Below are 17,624 nucleotides of genomic sequence, written 5' to 3'. Positions count from 1 at the left end.
ACTAATGTGCGCGGCGCGCATTACCATGACAAGCTCTGATTTGCGATCCCACCGAGGGTCGACGACAACGATGTCTGAGGAGGCAACAGCACATGACTCTCCACTCGCCGCGCGCAGTCGCGGCGCTTACCGTGCCCGTCCTTGCCGGGCTTGCATTGGCAGGTTGCGGCGCGTCCGCGGACAGCAAGAACTTCGCGTTCACTTACGCGGTCGCCAACTCGGGCGTCAGCCCCTACGAGGAACTGGCGAAGGCCTATATGCAGGAGAACCCGGACGTCACCATTGAGCTCAACGCTTTGCCCAATGACAGCTACGCCGAGACGGTCCTCACACAGCTGCGAGGGGGCAACGCCCCGGATGTGATGCTCACTGCCGCCGGCTCGGGCGAGCAGAACAGCATCGTGCCTCTCGTCGAGGCTGACCTCCTTGCTCCCATCGACGCCTCCGCGCGGGACCTTGTCGCGCCGGGCAGCGAGCCGTTGTTCGAGGTCGACGGCGATATCTACGGCGTTCCGATGGGCATCACGGTGAGCGGACTCGTGGTGGCGGGGGCGGGCTTACAGCCACTCGGGGTCGATCCGTTCCCGACGACGCTGAAGGACTTCATCGCCAAGTGCGGAGACCTGTCCGAAATGGGCATGTCCTTCATCGTCCTCGCGGGCGCGGCGCCTCCCAACACGGGATTGGCTGCCATGACTGTCGCCGCGAGCGCTGTCTACGCAGACGAGCCGGATTGGAATGCGCAGCGTGAGGCCGGCGATGTCACCTTCTCCGACAGCGACGGTTGGCGCGAAACCCTTGACACCGTCATCGCACTCCACGACGGCGGATGCTTCCAAGAGGGAGCTGAGGGCGCAGGTTTCGACGTCATCACCAACAACCTGCAGCAGCAGATCGCGCTTGGCGCGTTCATCCCGGGAAACTCCATCGGCGAGCTGCTCACTTCTGCCCCCGACGCGAACTGGCTTATCGAGCCGTTCCCCACCGAATCGGGGGATCCGTTCGGTCTGGTAAGCAGTTCATACGCACTATCGGTGCCAGCGGCAGCCAGTAATGACGCGGCCGCACAGGCGTTCGTCAAGTGGGTCGCTGAACCTGCCCAAGCCGAAATGTTCGCTGAACTCAGCAACGCCCTCCCAGCGGTCGGTTACGAGGACATGGACCTGTCGCAGACCGTCTATGCACCAGTGGCCAACATTCTCAAGAACGGCGCCTTCACCACGGTGCCGAACGCCACGTGGCCGAACTCCGCGGTCTTCGACGCGCTCGCGACCGGAGTGCAAGGTCTGCTGACTGGGCAGGTCGCTCCCGAACAGGTCCTTGCGGACATGGACGCAGCCTGGGACCGCTAGAGACCCCCTGAGCCAGCCCAGGTCGGCGTACACGCGACGACCTGGGCTGAGTCGAAGGGGAGTGCGAACGATCTGGCGGCGAGTGCCGGGCTAGGGATCGGCCTTCGAGCAGGTTCCGGACAGGCGGATCTCGACCTTTCGAGGCTACGCAGAGGCGCGCTGCTTCTTTCGCCGGTTTCTTCCGCGGGATTGCGGATGCTGCACGTCGTTCGACGCATCTGCCTGCGCCGCAAGGATTTGATCCCTGGGAGTAGGTCGCCACGCCTGAAGGAACGACGACCTAGTCGACTCGTCGACGCGGGAGACCGCGCATTCGTTACCGGGTCGGCTACTTAGGCGGAGCCGCGGTGGACTCGCGCACGATCAGCTGGGGCGCGATTGTCTTCCGGTCGGGTGTGGTTCCGTCTTCGATGGCAGCGACGAGCAACGCCATCGCGAGGGTGCCCAGCGCGGTGAAGTCCTGCCGGATGGTGGTGAGGGGCGGCAGGAAGTGGCGGGAGTCGGGCAGGTCGTCGAAGCCGACGACGCTGACGTCCACTGGTACTCGAAGTCCACGGTCTCTGAGCCCGTGGATAGCTCCCAGCGCCATCTGATCGTTGGCCGCAAAGATGGCAGTGGCGTCGCCGAAGTCGTGGGACCGGCCGAACTCGTAGCCGGACGCGGAGGACCAGTCGCCGACTGGCGTGCCGACTGGGGTCACCCCCGCCGCGGTCAGCGCATCACGCCACACGCTTTCGCGGGCACGCGCGTCGTACCAGTCGAGAGGGCCGGCGATGTGCGCGATCGACCGGTGGCCGAGGTCGAGTAGGTGCTTCATTGCCATCATCGCGCCGGCGCGTTGGTCCACTGCCACTCTGTGCATGTCGGCGTCTGGCTCGGACTGGATGACGAGGACGGGGACACCGGCCTGCCGCTGACGCAGCGCCTCGAGGGAGGACACCCGTGGGGCGATCACACAGAGCGCGTCTACGCCGTCGGCGTCGAGTTCACCCACTCCTTCGGTTATCCCGAGGCCACCGTCATCGTCGCCCACGGAAAAGGGAGTGATGACGTACCCGGCGACGCGCGCGGCGCTCTCCAGTGCACGGATGGTGCTTTCGGGGCCGTATTGGAGGGACGTGTCGACGACGACGCCGATGCGACCGGCGCGTCGGGTCGCTAGGGCCCTCGCAATTGAGCTCGGCATGAAGTTGGTCCGTTCGATGGCATCCAGCACCCGCTGCCGGGCCGAGTCGCTGATATGCGGCTGGTCATTGAGCACGCGCGACACCGTGGAGTGCGAGACGCCGGCCAGTGTGGCGACGTCATAGATGTTCGGCCTCTGCGAACCCCTCACAATCAGTTCATCCAACTGTGTCTTCCTCTTATGGCGGCCGATTGGCTGAGCGGATGCGGCCCGAGCCGGGCGCTGCGATCACGCAGCACCCGGCTCGGTTGTTTGTCAGCCGCAGGATCGCGCGTCGTACGGCGCCTCGATGGTGACAGTGACCGGCTCAGCACCGACGGATGCCGTCGCCTGCACGGTCGCCACGCCGGCCAGGACGCTCCCCAATCGTGTGGTGAACACGTTAGAGACGGACTTGCCCGCCGCAACCGACGCGAACGTCTTCGATCCGAACGCCGAGCTGACCGCCATCGAGACGGGCATGTCATCATCGTTGGTCGACTTGACGGTGACGACCGCCTTGCCCGCGACGCATCGCGTGCTCGCTTCCGCGCTGACATCCAGCGAGGGGACGGGATTGCGAGAGGTGGTGTCGATCGCGGTGACCAGCTTGGCAAGCTGGAAGGCGTCGATGTTCGGCGCATCGCCGGCGGGGTTGCCGACGACGATGGCGCCGTCATCCGTCACGAGCTCGATCGGAACGTTCTGCCACCAGAAGCTGTAGAAGCTGTAGTTGTGTCGGAACTGTCCCGTGACGGATGTCGATCCGCCAGTTTCCGTGATATCTGCGGTGCGGGTGATCCCGTCCGTGTTGTACGGATGACCGACACGGCGCTGGGCGTTCGCGTAGTTGACGAGGAAGTTGTACTGCCCCGCCTCCGTTCCCGCTGGGCGGGGGATGGTGAGCGTACGACCTGCCTGAATCCAACCGGCGAACTGCCCGTTCACGTTCGATCCATAGGCCGCGCCCGGTGTCTCGACGGTGATGCCCGCCGATCGCTGCACAGCCGGGGACTCGGCCTCGATGACGGCCACATTGGAGTCTGCGGCACGGTTACGGACGACGCTGACTCCTTCCACTCCCACGCCGGCGCCGCTCACCGCGAGCTCCTGCACGCCCTTGGCGAAGTGGATGGTTGCCGTCGTCGACCAGAGTCCGGCGCCATCGGATGCCACGCCCGTGATCGGACGCTCATTCACAGTGACATCCAGCTCCTGTGGGCCGGGTGTGCGGTAATCGATCGTGACGTCGTAGTAGCCGTCCTCGGCCGCACCGAGGTAGAACGCCGCGATGCCATCGTCGCCGAGGACCGCGCTGCCGCCGTACTCGCCGGCGCCACGCTCGATCTCCCAGTCACCCGATAGCCGGGCAGCTGTGCCCCGATACTCAGCCGCTTCTGGTGCCGAGGCATCCGTCAGTTCGAACTTGTCGAGGGCGATGTTGCTTCCCGGCAGGGCGGTGGTCCCGTTCTGGCTGGAACGCAGTGAGAACGTGTGCGACCCCGCGGTCAACTCGACCGGGACATCGACGCGACCCTTGTAGACATAGTTGAGCGTGCTGGAGTACTGCACAACCGTGGAGAACGCGCCGTCCAGGAACAGGGCGTGACGGCCCACCTTGTTGTTGAGGGTGTCACCGGCGACCTTCTCCTGGGTGCCGTAGTGCACACCGAGCAGATACTTGCCGTCGGCAGGAACCTCCACGGTCCAGGTCGACGACGCGGCGGCGTTGCCGAAGCCCCGCACGTCCCGGCCATTGGACGTCGCCTGCTGGTCCGCGTTGTGAGTCGTGATCGATGCGCCACCCGCGAGAGTCGTCGACTCCGCCTCTGTGCGGACCTTCCACGGAGCGTTGACTTCGGGCGCTGCTTCGACCGCCGGAGTGAAGACGACCTGGTAAGCGTCCATCACGTAGTTGTTCGGAATGGTGATCTTCCCGCCGCCGTTCGCGTCGAGTTCGACACGCTGGGTGAGAATGATCGGCGGCTGCTCTGCGAAGCCCTCCTGCCCCGTGAACGTCGTACGGCTGACCTGCACATCGACCTCGGTGCCGAAGGTCACAGAGTCGAGCCCTGTGAAGGAGAGATCGACATCGATCGCACCTCCCCCGACGAGCACCGTGGCTGCCTGCTTCTGCTCGTCAAGCGCTGCGATCCCCTGGATCGTGCTGGGCTGGTGAATCGCGGGCGGGGTGAGCCGGACCGTTTCTCCGGTGAGGTCGGCGTACCACTTGAGGAGCCACCACGCGCCGTTGCCGCCGTTGGTCTGCGCCACATGGTCGTCAAGGTTTCCCGAGTACGTCCAGTAGGCGATCTGAGCGTCCACTTTCGAGCCCTCAAAGGTGGAGAGCCACTGGATCATGCGCCCGGGGACGCCAGTGTCGCGGCGGCCACCGTATTCGGTGATGTTGATCGGAAGATCTGCGATCCCGAGGTCGTCCTCAATCTGACGGTATTGCGCCAGGTGGGTCGGCCAGTCACGCAGGTCGTTGTTGTCGAGCTCATGCCACGTGAAGATCTGCGGAAGGGTGTTGTTCGCCTTCGCGTGCGTGAGGAAGTCTCGCACGCGGGTCTGGTTCCACTGCGCCTCGCCGGTCGCGGCGACGCGGACGCCGGGCATGATCTCCTGGATCAGGCGGTATGCGGCATCCCAGTCGGCGAAGAACTGCTCGCGTATTGTGGCGCTGCCCCAGTTCCCGTACCAGATCCAGTCCGGTTCGTTGAAGGGCGTGATGACGTACCGGTCGTAGTGCTCGGGCTCAACTGCGTCCACGACCTTCTGGACGACGTGGCGAACCTTCTCGAGGTAGTCCGCCTGACCGGGGTAGGTGTTCGAGGGCACGCCGGCGTTGGCATAACCCCACTGCGGGTACTGGTCCTGAACGTTGATGTAGATCTCTTCTCCACCAGCGCGGAAGAATGTGTCGGAAACCGTCAAGGCTCCGCCGTTCGGATGCTGCTCACCACCCTCCGGCATCTGCGTGAGGTGCTTTACTCCGGCACCTGCGATGACGGAAGTGGTGGGCACGTCGGGGTCGCTCAGCCCATAGAGGTAGCCCGCTGCACCGCCGTGCACGGGTCCCGTCGAATCGGAGAAATCGACGGTGACGACTTCGGTTGCGGCTGAGGCCGGCACGACGGTGGCGAGAGCTCCGCCTCCGGCTATCAGGGCGCCGGCCAGCAAGACGCTGGTGGCGCGCAAAGGGGATCGTGAGAACATACTTACCACTCCTTCGGGGTTGGGTATTCCTGCGTGTTCGTGACGACCAGCGATCCGTCGCCGATCGAGTGGCCGTACGGCCTGTGGCGGGACTCCAATCCCGCCACTACCGGCTCAGCGGCTGTCGGCCGCCGAAGAGGACACGTACCTGACGTGGGCTACTTGAAGAGGGCGTTGATTTCGTCGTTGGCGGTGGCGAGCGAAGCGGCGTCTCCATTGCCCTGGAGGTAGGACTCGATGGCCGCCGTCATGGTGTCGTTGACGGTGGACCAGTTGTCTGCGATGGGCAGCAGCTGGGTGGTTCCCTCGTCGACCTGAACGGTGAAGCCAGTGATGTCCCAGCCCTTCGCAGCGAATGCCTCCGTCGCCTTCTCGGTCGATGTCTTGATCGCGGGGAAGACGACCGCGGACTCCGCGATCACGTCCTGGCACTCGGCGGACCCGAGGTAGGAGACCCACTCCCACGCTGCGTCGGGGTTCTTGGTGCCTGACCAGATCCCGTCGGAGAGTCCGTTGAAGACGGTGGCGCGCTCACCGCTGGGGCCTACCGGGGTGGGTGCCACCTTGGTCACGACGTCGTCTTGACCGAGGTAGGAGCCGTTCATCCAGGAGCCATCGGACACGACCGCGTAGCGTCCGGCGAGATACCCGTTCAGCGGGTCCTGCTCGGACAGGGCGATATCGACGGTGGGCATGTATCCCTTGTCCTGGAGGCTGCTGTACCAGGCGAGGGTGTCTGCGAACTCGGGGTCGCCGAAGTTGAACTCCGTCGTCCAGGGCGTCTTGTCGCCGAAGTACCAGTCGTTGCTGAGCGCGTAGGGCGCCCAGGTCTGCTGGCCGGAAGCGTTCAGCCCGTTGCCCGACAGCGCGAGCCCGTAGACGGCGACGTTGGACTTGTCGAAGCCGGCTTCGTTGCCGCGCACGCCGTTGGCATCGACCGTCAATGCCGCGACGGCCGCCTCGAACGTGCCGCCGTCCTCCGGATTCCATTCGAGTTCCGCGAGCTGTTCGGGCGTGACTCCCGCCTCGGTCGCCATCTGCTCGTTGTAGAACAGCGCGACCGTATCGAAGTCCTTCGGGAGCCCGTAGCGCTCACCTTCCTGGTCCTGCCAGAGATCGGCGAGTCCATCCTGGTAGATGGAGAGGTCGATGTCGTCTGCTTCGATGCGGTCGGAGATCTCGAGAAGCTGGCCCTGCGAGACGAACTCGGGGTAGTACGAGAGGTGATTGGCGAACACATCAGGGGCGCTGCCCGACGCGAAGCCGGTCGTGAGACCCTGCCAGTAGTCCGCCCACCCGAACTGCTCGATGTTCACGGCGATGCCGGACTCCTCGGCGAAGTCATCCGCGCACTGCTGGTAGGCGGGCTGCTGGTTCGAGTCCCAGAGCCAATAGCTGATCTCCTGGGCGTCGCCTCCACCCTCTCCACCGGACTGCGGCGCGCAGCCGGCGAGGAGGAGTGAGAACGCGGCGGCTCCGGCGGCGCCACCGATCATGATCCGGCGCGCGGGCCGATTCTGGTGCTTCATTGCTGACCTTTCGGGCTGGGTGGTGGATCGAATGCCGGCGGGTGCGGCACACGTGTTGGGGGCTACTTGATTCCCGAGTAGCCGAGATTGTCGATGAGCTTTCGACCGAAGACGAAGAAAAGGATGAGGACGGGGAGTGCCGCGATGAGGGTCGCCGCCATGAGGCCGGCCCAGTCGGGTCCTGTCTGCGGTGTCTGGGAACGGAAGATCCCGAGCGCGACGGTGAGGACGCGCGCTTCTTCGCCGCGGCCGACCAGGAGCGGCCAGAAGTACTCGCTCCACGCGGTGATGAACGTCAGCAGCCCGAGCGTGAGCATCGGAGTCCAGGACATCGGAACGATGATGCGGAAGAAGATCCGGAAATGGCCGGCGCCGTCGATCATCGCCGACTCCTCCACCTCGCGACTGATGCCGAGGAAGAACTGCCTCATGAAGAAGACGGCGAACGGAGTCATGAAGAGGAACGGCAGGATGATGCCTGGGAGCGTGTTGAGGAGGCCGAGGTCGCGGATCAGGACGAAGTTCGGCAGCTGCACGAAGATCGGCGGGACCATGAGAGCCGTCAGGAAGAGGAAGAACACGGCCTCGCGACCGCGCCAGTGCAGACGAGCGAATGCGTACGCCGCCATGGAGCTGAAGAACACCTGCCCGACAGTGATGGTTGTCGACACGATGAGCGAGTTGCGCAGGTACAGCCAGAAGTTGAGGGTGCCGCTCGTGCCGCCGTCGGCAGCGATCTCGTCGGGGCTCGCAAGACCGAGGACCCGACGGAAGCCGCCCCAGCTGAACTCGACCGGCAGCGGGTTGCCGGGCTGCAGGTAGAGAGCGCTGTTGCTCGAGAGCGCCGTGCGGAGCATCCAGTAGAACGGGAAGAGCGTCACCAACAGCACGAGGATGAGTCCGGCCCACGCGAAGATGCGTCCAGCACTGATGCGGGGCCGTGCTCGCTTCGTCTGAGGAGCATGCCCGGACGGGCCGGTCTCGACCTCGTGTCGACGCTGGCGCGGGGGCAGGGTGGCGGTCATGCGAGATCCGATTGGTTGGAGCGCAGCAGCTTCAGCTGCGCGTAGGCGATGAGCGCGAGCGCGACGAGCAGGAACACCGACAGGGCAGAGGCGTACCCGAGATCGAATCGTTCGAAGGCCTGTTGGTAGATGTAGTAGTAGATGACACGCGTGGCGTTGACCGGCCCGCCTTCGGTCGTGACGGCGACTGTGTCGAAGATCTGAAAAGAGCCGACGATCGTGATGACGAGCACGAGCGCCAGCACCGGTCGCAGCAGCGGCAGGGTGATCGAGCGGAACATCCGTGACTCGCTGGCACCGTCCAGTGCTCCCGCTTCGTAGAGCTCCTTCGGGATCGTCTGCAAACCGGCGAAGACGAGCAGCGCCGTGTAGCCGACGAATCGCCAGACGTTGATCAGCGCGATGGTCGGGATCGCGGTCGCCGGGTCGCCGAAGAACGCGACGCGGTCAAGTCCCAGTCCGTCGATGACGACGTTGACGATGCCGGTGGAGTAGTCGAACATCCAGAACCACACCAGCGCGACCACCACGTTGGCGACCAGGTACGGGAGAAGGATGATGCCGCGGATTGCGAGCGACTGTGTGAGTCGGTGCATGAGCACGGCAATGAGCACGGCGAGCACGGTCTGCACGGTGATGTTGATGACGACGTAGTAGACCGTCACGAGAAGCGAATTCCAGAACAGCGGGTCGCCGGCCATCCGCACGTAGTTGTCCGTCCCGATGAACTGGCCGGATCCGACGAGGTTCTGATCGGTGAAGCTGAACCAGATCCCACGCACAGTCGGGATCAGGAAGAACGCGATGAAGCCGATCGCTGCGGGGGCGATGAACACCATGGCGATTCGGAAGTCGCTGCGACTCCGCCGCGAAAGTCGGGAGGGCGTTGTCGTCGTCATGCGCGGCTGCCTCCTGCGTGATGAGCATCGAAGGAGCGACTACTCGCGGGGCCGACGCGCTCAACGCCGATGAGTGCGGAGTGATCGACGCGCAACGCCGGGATCTCCACGCCGATGCGCGAGAGCACCTCGCCGGGCAGGGTTACGCCTTCGGGGCTCCACCACGCGGGGTGGACCCTCGCGTCGAAGTCCTCCGTCCCGCCCGGCCCGGTCGGGAAGACGTGGTACAACGTCGCGTCGTCGAGGCCCGGCAGCCGCAGCCTTCCGGCCGGCCACGTCACAGGGCGCTCGAGAAGGCTCACGGAGTACAAAGCGCGCGTGCGGTCGGGGCTCACGGCACCGTGGAGCCACAGCGCGTCGTCTTCGCTCGAGGCGCGGACCACACGACCGGTGTGGATCAAGTCCCTATGCGACTTGTAGAAATCGACCCATTCCCTCAGCGCGGCCAGGTCCTCGGAGGAGGCGTTCGTGAGGTCCCACTCGATGCCGAAGTGACCGAACAATGCGGTCGCCGCGCGGAACGAAAGGTCCAGGCGGCGCCCGGTCGTGTGCGCCTGGTCGGCGCCGACGTGGCTCCCGACCAGCTCCGGAGGCAGCAATTGAGCGGTCCATCGTTGAATCTGGTGACGCTCGTGCGCATCTATGCAGTCGGACGCCCACACGCGGTCGGTGTGCTCCAGGATCGCGAGATCGATACGCGAGCCCCCGGACGAGCATGATTCGATCTCCAGATCGGGGCACGCTAGACGAATCTCACGGAGGAGCCGGTACGTCGCCAGGGTCTGTTCGTGAACCCCCGCGCGACCAGTGCGCGTGGAACCGGCGTCAACGAGGTCCCGGTTGTGGTCCCATTTTATGAAGCGGATCCCGTGCTCGCGCACGAGACCCACGATGCTGTCACGGATGTAGTCGAAGGCGCCGGGATGGGAGATATCCAGGACCTGCTGATTGCGGAATTCGACAGGCAGGCGTCCGGGAACCTGCAGCATCCATTCGGGATGGCGACGCGCAAGGTCGGAATCGACGTTGACCATCTCCGGTTCGAACCAGAGACCGAACTCCATCCCGAGCGAGGTGACGTGATCCACGAGCGACTCGAACCTGCCGTCGCCCCAGACATCCGTCGAGACGTGCCAATCGCCGAGGCCGGCGGTGTCGTCGCGGCGGGCACCGAACCAGCCGTCGTCCAGGACGAATCGCTCTACTCCCACTCCGGCCGCCACCACCGCGAGTTCGGCGAGCTTTGACCAGTCGTGATCGAAGTAGACAGCCTCCCAGACGTTCATCACGACGGGCCGCGGCGACCTGGGGTGCTCAACCCGCGCACGAAGGAACTCGTGGATGCGGGCTGCCGACTCGTCCAGCCCATTCCCATACGTCGCGTAGATGTAAGGAGATGAGTAGGACTCGTCTTGGGCGAGGACGACCTCGCCCGGCAACAGGAGCTCTCCCCCAAGCAGCAGGCGCTCGCCTGTGGAAGTCCGCTCGGCGCTCGTGCGGTGGTTGCCGCTGAACGCCACGTGCAGGCCCCACACCTCGCCCTGGTCGAAACCGAACCCAGACTCGCCCGCGGTGAGAACGAATGCTGCGTCCGCGCCGGTGCGGCCGTGCCGCCCTTCCCGCAGGTGCGTCCCGACCTGAAACCGACCGCGCTGAGGGATGCGCTCCTTCGCCCACCTGCCCGCAAGGTCGAGGACATCGTCGGCATAGCCCGGAACAGGCAGCGCCAAGTGGAGGCCGTCGACGACATATGGCGCTGGCGCGAGATTCTGCACCGAGGCGCGCATGCGCACCAGACCTGACGGGACCATCTCGACCTGCAGCGTCATCGACAGCTGGGCCGCGGCGTCGAGCGCCGTCATGACCAGCGATCCACCGAGACCTTCGGTTTCGGTGATGGAGACGGCCTCGGGTGTGAACTTCGGGGACCACGCTTCGCCCAAGCGGTGGCCGCCCAATCCAGCGGTACCGGTCCAGCCCGTCCACGCCTCAGGCAGCAGCGCCACGGGAAGTGGGTCGTCAAGCCCGTTAGCCGCGTTCGGCCGCCCCGAGGAAAGCTTGAGCTGCTCGAGATCGGCGTCGGCCAACGAGTCGCTCCCCCAGAAGAGCGCGTGCGGCAGTGAATCCTCCGGCAGCTCCAGCACCAGCGCCACCCCGTTGGCCGCGAAGCGAACCAGGTGCGGCTTTTCGGCACCGAACGAGTTCAAAGCGTCGGGAAGGGGCGGCGACATCACCACGGGTAGTGCTCCTTTGAAGCAACGAGAGCACTCTGCAAACGTTGGTCAGAAGTTAGCACGCGGGAAAGGTGGAATGCAAACGTTGGTCAAACTCAACCGAGCCCACATGGATCCGAGATTGGTCGAAGCTCGGTCAGTCGCTGGGAACCGGTGGATTCGACGTGCTCTCACGTATGACGAGGCGAGGCGATGCCGTCGAATCCGGCGGCATCTCGTCGCCTTCAATCCATTGCTGAAGCAGACCGAAAGTGCGACGACCGAGATCGACGAAGTCCTGACGAACGGTGGAGAGCGCCGGCACCCACATCGCAGCGAAGGGTTGATCGTCGAACCCCATCACGCTGATGTCGAGGGGGACGCGTCGCCCGTTCTCCTGAAGAAATCGAGCCACGCCGATCGCGAGCTCGTCGTTTCCACAGAGGACCGCCGATGCATCCGGGGGGAGCTGACGCGCAGCCTCGTATCCCGACTCGGGGTGGTAGTCCGCGCGGATGATGGGAGGGATCGGCGCGCCCGAGGCGGCGAGCGCCTGGCGCCACCCCCACTCTCGCCCTGAGTGTTCGCTGGTGGCGGGAATCGCCACGTGATGGACCGTCTCATGCCCGAGCGACAGGAGGTAATCGGTCGCTGCGCGACCGCCCTCGAGATCATCGAGGAATGCGTGTGGTCTGTCCATCGCGTCACTTCGCGCTCCCGATGCCGCGACGACCGGCACATTGTGAGGCAGCGCCGCCATCGTCGCCGACCCCACCGCGTCGAAGTCGATGACGATCGCACCAGCGAGAGAGTGCGACCAGACGAGGTCGGTCGCGCGCTTCAATTCCTCAGGCTCACTGGATTCGACGACCGCGATCATGACGGTGTAGCCCGCAGCCCTGGCCTCCTCTTCGATGCCCTGCAGCGTAGCCGCGTACCCCCACCTAAGCGTGTTCTTGGCGATCACGGCGACGGTTGATGATCTGCCGCTGACCAGTGCTTGCGCAACGGCATTCGGGCGGTAGCCGAGGCGCTCGACCGCATCCATGACCTTGATGCGCGTGCGCTCACTCACCGGGGTGCGACCTGTGATCACGCGGGAAACCGTCGAGAGGCTCACCCCCGCGGCGGCCGCGACTTCCACAAGCCCGGGCATCTTCTCTACTGAGTTCATTGGGTGAAGACTAACGTTTTCATCTCATCCGGGGACACCCGAACTAGCGCGGCTCCGGCGCCCATCCCGCTGTTGAATCGTGCGAGGGTGGAGCTCTGCTCCGGAAAGGCTCTCTCGTGAAAATCTTCCAGATCGGCGCTGGCGGCAACGTCGGCCGACGCCTCGCGCACTTGCTCACCAATCGCGGCGACACGGTCACCGGAATGCATCGCTCGCCCGACCAAGCCGGCACCATCGCTCAGGCGGGTGCTCTTGCGGTGCCCGGGGACCTGATCGAGGCATCGGTGGGCGAGCTGGCTGCATTGATGGCCGGTCACGACGCAGTCGTCTTCTCGGCGGGTGCCCACGGAACAGGACAGGATAAGACCACCCTCATCGACGGGAAAGGCCTGGAGAAGTCTGTCGATGCAGCGCGAGCGGCTGGCGCACGCCGCTTCATCCTGGTGTCCGCATTCCCGGACTCCGAACGCGGAGGCCGCCTCGGAGAGGGTTTCGAGCATTACATGCGCGTGAAAAAGACCGCAGACGTGTATCTGGCAGCCAGCGACCTCGATTGGGTGATCGTCCGCCCTGGGCTGCTGACTGACACCCCCGGAACTGGCCTCGTGACGGCCGGTCTCGCGATCGAGTACGGCCGAGTCAGCCGCGACAACGTCGCCGCCTTCATCGCAGCCGCTCTCCCGGAACAGACCCTGAATCGAGTTATTGTCGAACTCACCGATGGCGACCAGCCCGTCGAGCAGGCAATTGCACGTCTGAGTCGAGCATGCTGAGTCGTTCCGCTTGGCCCCAGACGAAAGGGACTTTTTCTTGCAGCCGTGAGCTCCGCACCGGCGAGCACTGACCGACTGACTATGGGACAGATACCCATCGTCAGCAATCGCGGGTGCGACAACATACTCGCCGGTGGAGTCGCGGTACCCCCGGAATACCGCCCCTCGCGCCGAGCTCGGCCGCTGAGGCAGGGCCTATGGAGGTGTCCGAATCCCGCCAGACTCGCCACGCTCCGAGAGCGGTTTTTCCCATTTCTTTCTCACGAGCCGTCCGGGCAAGAAAAAACCCCCGATAAACGGGGGTTTTCTGGCGGTGACGGTGGGATTTGAACCCACGGTAGGGGGTTACCCTACACAACTTTTCGAGAGTTGCACCTTCGGCCGCTCGGACACGTCACCGCCGACGAGTTTACGTCACGCCGAGGGATGCCGCCAATCGAGCCCTCCGGAGCCTACGCCGGCAGGAAGTCGCGGTGGTGGTAGCCGTCCGGATCGAGCACGGCGACCGTCGACTCGGGCACCTCGAGGAAGACGCCCGGCAGGTCGTTGAGGGGCTCTGACACGACGACCTGCGCATGGTCTCCGAACGAGGCCAGGCGCTCGGCATCCGGATACATGCCGTGCAGCGTCGGCACGTCGTTCGAATGGAACAGCGTGCGCGAGCGACCCTGCGACGAGTGCCGGATCGCCCACACCGTCGCGCCGTCCGACACCGCGATCGTGCCCTGCATCGGAAACTGCACACCAGCTGCGTGCCCGGCCTCCTCCACCTTGCGGATCGCCGCGCCCACGGCCGCGACGGGGTCGTCCATCAGCCCGTAGGTGAGCGCGAGGTGGAACAGCATCTCGGTGTCGGTGGTCCCCTGGATCAGCGGATACAGCGCCGGGTCGACGGCGAGCGCCATCTCGCGCTTGAGGAGCCCGAACTGAGAGATCGCGCCGTTGTGCATGAACAGCCAGTTCTCGTGCCGGAAGGGGTGGCAGTTCGTCTGCTGGATCGGCGGCCCGGCGGCGGCACGCACGTGCGTGAAGAACAGCGGCGTGCGAATCGCCTGGCTCAGCTCCCGCAGGTTCTGGTCGTTCCACGCCGGCTCGATACTGCGGAAGACAGCCGGATGCTGCGGGGATGCGGCATCCGGATACCACCCGAGCCCGAACCCGTCGCCGTTGACCGTCTCGGCACCGAGCGGCGAGTTCAGCGACATCGCGACCACCGAGTGCTGCGGATCGAGGATGAGGGTCGAGGGCTGCAGCGCCTCACCCGTGTAGGCCAGCCACCGGCACATGCCGCCTCCGAACCGCGTCGCGGAGCGGCGCCGAGGGCGACGTCGCGTGGGTGTCAGCGTAGGGCCGAAGTCGGTCGAACTGCCAGGCCTCGTGCCGCGCCGCCCCTGCCATGCTGGAGCCATGGCTGTGATCGAGAACTCGAAAGTCACCATCGTCGGAGCCGGCAGCGTCGGCTCGAGCACCGCGTATGCCGCGCTGATCCGCGGCTCGGCGCGTCACGTGGCCCTGTACGACATCGCCACGGCGCGGGTCGAGGCCGAGGTGCTCGACCTCGCGCACGGCACCCAGTTCACCGGCACGAGCGACATCACCGGCGGCAGCGACCTCTCGGTCGTCGAGGGCTCGCACGTCGTGGTGATCACGGCCGGCGCGAAGCAGAACCCGGGCCAGACGCGCATCGAGCTCGCCGGGGTCAACGCCGGGATCATGCGCACGATGATGCCGCAGCTGCTCGAGGCCGCTCCGGACGCCGTCTACGTCATCGTCACCAACCCCTGCGACGTGCTCACGGTGCTCGCGCAGGAGCAGACCGGCCTTCCGCCCGAGCGGATTTTCGCGTCCGGGACGGTGCTCGACACCTCGCGCCTGCGCTGGAAGCTCGCCGAGCGCGCGGGCGTCTCGACCAGCAGCGTGCACGCCTACATCGTGGGCGAGCACGGCGACACCGAATTCCCGCTGTGGTCCCGGGCGACGATCGGGACGGTGCCTATCCTCGAGTGGGTCACGCCGGCCGGCGACCGCATGACGGCCGAGGAGCTCGACCAGATCGCCATCGATGTGCGCGACGCCGCCTACAAGGTGATCCAGGGCAAGGGCGCCACGAACTATGCGATCGGCCTGTCCAGCGCCCGGATCATCGAGGCGATCCTTAGCGACGAGCACGCGGTGATGCCCGTCTCGCCCGTGCTGCACGACTTCCACGGGGTGGACGGGGTCGCCCTATCGGTGCCCTCGGTGGTGAGCGCGGCCGGCGCCGAGCCGATCCGCGAGACGCAGTTCGCGCCCGGCGAGCTGGACCTGCTCCATCGTTCGGCGGCGGCGCTGCAAGAGGTCGCCGACTCGCTGCGCGACTGACGACAGAGCGGATGCCGCGCCCTCACTCCACGAGCAGCGCGAGGTTCGACAGCGACGATGCGAGGCCGACGGCGTGGTCGTCGGGGTCGATCCCGGGCGGCACGTCCGTCGCCTCGACGGTGACATAGGTGCCGCCGTCGCCTTCGGCGAAGGTCCACGTCATCGTCATCGTGCCCGAGAACGCCGGATCGTCCGAGGGGAAGTCGACCTCCTCGACGATGCGCTCGAGCGGGTCGACCTCGATCCGCCGCACCTCGGCGATGTCCTCCTCCGCCGACGCCTTCCCCCCTCCCGCCGGACGTTCGACGTAGTGCAGGACGAGGCGGTACCCGGTGTCGGCGTCGAACCGCTCGAAGTGCCCGGTCATCCCGTCGGGCGGGAGCCACTCGAGCATGAGGGCGGCATTCGTGAAGGCGCGGAACACCTTCTCCGGCTCCGCCGCGATGAATCGGGATGCCGCATCCACGCGCATGCGGTCACCCTACGCCGAGTCGGGGGAGGATGTCGCGGCCCCGCCGTACGCTGAACCCATGGCCGCCACCCGACGACCCACCCAGACCGCGTCGTACCGCTGCACCGAGTGCGGGTGGTCGACGATCAAGTGGGCCGGCCGCTGCGGCGAGTGCCAGCAGTGGGGAACGGTGGTCGAGGCATCCGAGCCGACCGGCCTGCAGCGATCGGTCAGCCCTGTCGCTCCCGGCGCCGGACGCGCTGCGCAGCCGATCACCAGCATCGACACCTCCGACGCGCCCCGGCGCACGAGCGGCGTCGGCGAGTTCGACCGCGTGCTCGGCGGCGGGGTGGTTCCGGGCGCGGCGATCCTGCTGTCGGGCGAGCCCGGCGTGGGCAAGTCCACGCTGCTGCTCGAGGTGGCGGCGCAGTCGGCGAAGGCCGGACGCCGCGTGCTGTACGCCAGCGCCGAGGAGTCGACGGCGCAGGTCCGGCTGCGCGCCGAGCGCACCGGGGCACTGCACGACGAGCTGTACCTCGCCGCCGAGACCGACCTCGCGACGATCCTCGGCCACATCGACGAGGTGCGGCCCGAGCTGCTGATCGTCGACTCGGTGCAGACCGTGTCGTCGTCGCTGTCCGACGGTATGGCGGGGCATCCGTCGCAGGTGCGCGAGGTCGCCTCCACGCTGATCCGCGTCGCCAAGGATCGCGGGCTGCCCGTCATCATCGTCGGCCACGTCACCAAGGACGGGTCGATCGCGGGGCCGCGCATCCTCGAGCACCTCGTCGACGTCGTCTGCCACTTCGAGGGCGATCGCCAGACGTCACTGCGCTTCGTGCGCGCGCTCAAGAACCGCTTCGGACCCACGGACGAGGTCGGATGCTTCGACATGACCGGCGCGGGCATCGCCGAGGTCCCCGACCCGAGCGCCCTGTTCCTCGGCCACGGCTCCCCCGAGCCGGGCACGTGCGTCGCGATCGCGCTCGAGGGCCGGCGCGCCCTGCCGGTCGAGGTGCAGGCGCTCACGATCAAGACGTCGGCCCCGAACCCGCGCCGGATCGTCAACGGCGTCGACTCGGCCCGCGTGGCGATGGTGCTCGCCGTGCTCGAGAAGAAGGCCGGCATCGTCACGAGCGACCTGGACGTCTACGTCTCGACCGTCGGCGGCGTGCGCTTCACCGAACCCGCGGCCGACCTGGCGATCGCTGTCGCGGTCGCCGGTGCGGTGCGCAACGAAGCCGCGCCGAAGACGCTCGCCGCGGTGGGCGAGCTCAGCCTCGCGGGCGAGGTGCGGCCCGTGACGCAGTCCGCGCAGCGGCGCAGCGAGGCCGCGCGGCTCGGCTACACCGACCTCATCGACAACCGCTCGGCGACGCTGCGCGGCGCCCTGAACGACGTGCGGGCCCGGGTCCGGCCGGCCCGGGGCGACGACGTCCCCGACTTCTGAGTCGGTCGGTTCC

The 17,624-nt window shown here is 66.2% G+C and carries 13 protein-coding genes and 1 tRNA gene; 4 read left to right on the top strand and 10 right to left on the bottom strand.

The genetic code is table 11. From position 1 onward, the window contains the following. Positions 1 to 92: 92 nt before the first annotated feature. Positions 93 to 1,352, top strand: a complete 1,260-nt coding sequence (locus ASD56_RS05865) for an ABC transporter substrate-binding protein (protein WP_055962373.1) — start codon at positions 93 to 95, stop codon at positions 1,350 to 1,352. 328 nt (positions 1,353 to 1,680) lie between these two features. Here the strand turns inward: ASD56_RS05865 and ASD56_RS05860 are convergent, their stop codons facing one another. The 7 genes from ASD56_RS05860 to ASD56_RS05830 form a co-directional block, all read right to left on the bottom strand. Further along, a complete protein-coding gene (locus ASD56_RS05860) occupies positions 1,681 to 2,703 on the bottom strand; it encodes a LacI family DNA-binding transcriptional regulator (RefSeq protein ID WP_235565532.1) in 1,023 nt (340 codons plus the stop codon). 90 nt (positions 2,704 to 2,793) lie between these two features. After that, a complete protein-coding gene (locus ASD56_RS05855) occupies positions 2,794 to 5,736 on the bottom strand; it encodes a hypothetical protein (protein WP_157535778.1) in 2,943 nt (980 codons plus the stop codon). A 158-nt stretch (positions 5,737 to 5,894) separates the two neighbouring features. Next, positions 5,895 to 7,265: an ABC transporter substrate-binding protein gene (locus tag ASD56_RS05850; protein ID WP_082541277.1), complete on the bottom strand. Its 1,371-nt coding sequence runs from the start codon at positions 7,263 to 7,265 to the stop codon at positions 5,895 to 5,897. Positions 7,266 to 7,327: 62 nt separating this feature from the next. Then, positions 7,328 to 8,290 carry a carbohydrate ABC transporter permease gene (locus tag ASD56_RS05845; protein WP_082541276.1) on the bottom strand — a complete coding sequence of 321 codons (963 nt, stop codon included), beginning with the start codon at positions 8,288 to 8,290 and terminating at the stop codon, positions 7,328 to 7,330. Further along, positions 8,287 to 9,189 (bottom strand): carbohydrate ABC transporter permease, encoded by a 903-nt coding sequence (locus tag ASD56_RS05840; RefSeq protein WP_055962366.1) that lies wholly within the window; start codon positions 9,187 to 9,189, stop codon positions 8,287 to 8,289. The genes ASD56_RS05845 and ASD56_RS05840 overlap by 4 nt, the downstream gene beginning before the upstream one ends. Beyond that, on the bottom strand, positions 9,186 to 11,420 hold the full coding sequence (locus ASD56_RS05835) for an alpha-galactosidase (protein ID WP_055963733.1): 2,235 nt from the start codon (positions 11,418 to 11,420) through the stop codon (positions 9,186 to 9,188). Before ASD56_RS05835 ends, ASD56_RS05840 begins: the two co-directional genes overlap by 4 nt. Before the next feature lie 139 nt (positions 11,421 to 11,559). Beyond that, positions 11,560 to 12,576, bottom strand: a complete 1,017-nt coding sequence (locus tag ASD56_RS05830) for a LacI family DNA-binding transcriptional regulator (protein WP_055962363.1) — start codon at positions 12,574 to 12,576, stop codon at positions 11,560 to 11,562. Positions 12,577 to 12,692: 116 nt separating this feature from the next. Here ASD56_RS05830 and ASD56_RS05825 point away from each other — a divergent pair, with 116 nt between their 5' ends. Next, complete coding sequence (locus ASD56_RS05825; protein ID WP_055962359.1) at positions 12,693 to 13,349, top strand: NAD(P)-binding oxidoreductase; 657 nt, start codon at positions 12,693 to 12,695, stop codon at positions 13,347 to 13,349. A 308-nt stretch (positions 13,350 to 13,657) separates the two neighbouring features. Here ASD56_RS05825 and ASD56_RS05820 read toward each other — a convergent pair. Both ASD56_RS05820 and ASD56_RS05815 read right to left on the bottom strand, forming a co-directional pair. After that, positions 13,658 to 13,748: transfer RNA gene (locus ASD56_RS05820), tRNA-Ser, on the bottom strand. Positions 13,749 to 13,801: 53 nt separating this feature from the next. After that, positions 13,802 to 14,635: a class II glutamine amidotransferase gene (locus tag ASD56_RS05815; protein ID WP_055962357.1), complete on the bottom strand. Its 834-nt coding sequence runs from the start codon at positions 14,633 to 14,635 to the stop codon at positions 13,802 to 13,804. Between the two features lie 121 nt (positions 14,636 to 14,756). On the opposite strand from ASD56_RS05815, the gene ASD56_RS05810 reads away from it, so the two are divergent. Beyond that, positions 14,757 to 15,710, top strand: a complete 954-nt coding sequence (locus tag ASD56_RS05810; RefSeq protein ID WP_055962353.1) for an L-lactate dehydrogenase — start codon at positions 14,757 to 14,759, stop codon at positions 15,708 to 15,710. Between the two features lie 22 nt (positions 15,711 to 15,732). On the opposite strand, the gene ASD56_RS05805 is transcribed toward ASD56_RS05810, so the two are convergent. Then, positions 15,733 to 16,182 (bottom strand): SRPBCC domain-containing protein, encoded by a 450-nt coding sequence (locus ASD56_RS05805; RefSeq protein ID WP_055962350.1) that lies wholly within the window; start codon positions 16,180 to 16,182, stop codon positions 15,733 to 15,735. A 58-nt stretch (positions 16,183 to 16,240) separates the two neighbouring features. Between ASD56_RS05805 and radA the strand changes: the two genes are divergently transcribed. Then, the gene (radA, locus tag ASD56_RS05800; RefSeq protein ID WP_055962346.1) at positions 16,241 to 17,611 is read left to right on the top strand and encodes a DNA repair protein RadA; all 1,371 of its coding nucleotides are present in this window, start codon (positions 16,241 to 16,243) and stop codon (positions 17,609 to 17,611) included. Positions 17,612 to 17,624: the final 13 nt, after the last annotated feature.

Origin of the sequence: Microbacterium sp. Root166 (assembly GCF_001427145.1) — a bacterium.
Lineage (GTDB): Bacteria > Actinomycetota > Actinomycetes > Actinomycetales > Microbacteriaceae > Microbacterium.
The sequence above is the reverse complement of the archived record's forward strand: the minus strand, read 5'-3'. Positions and strand labels throughout refer to the sequence as shown.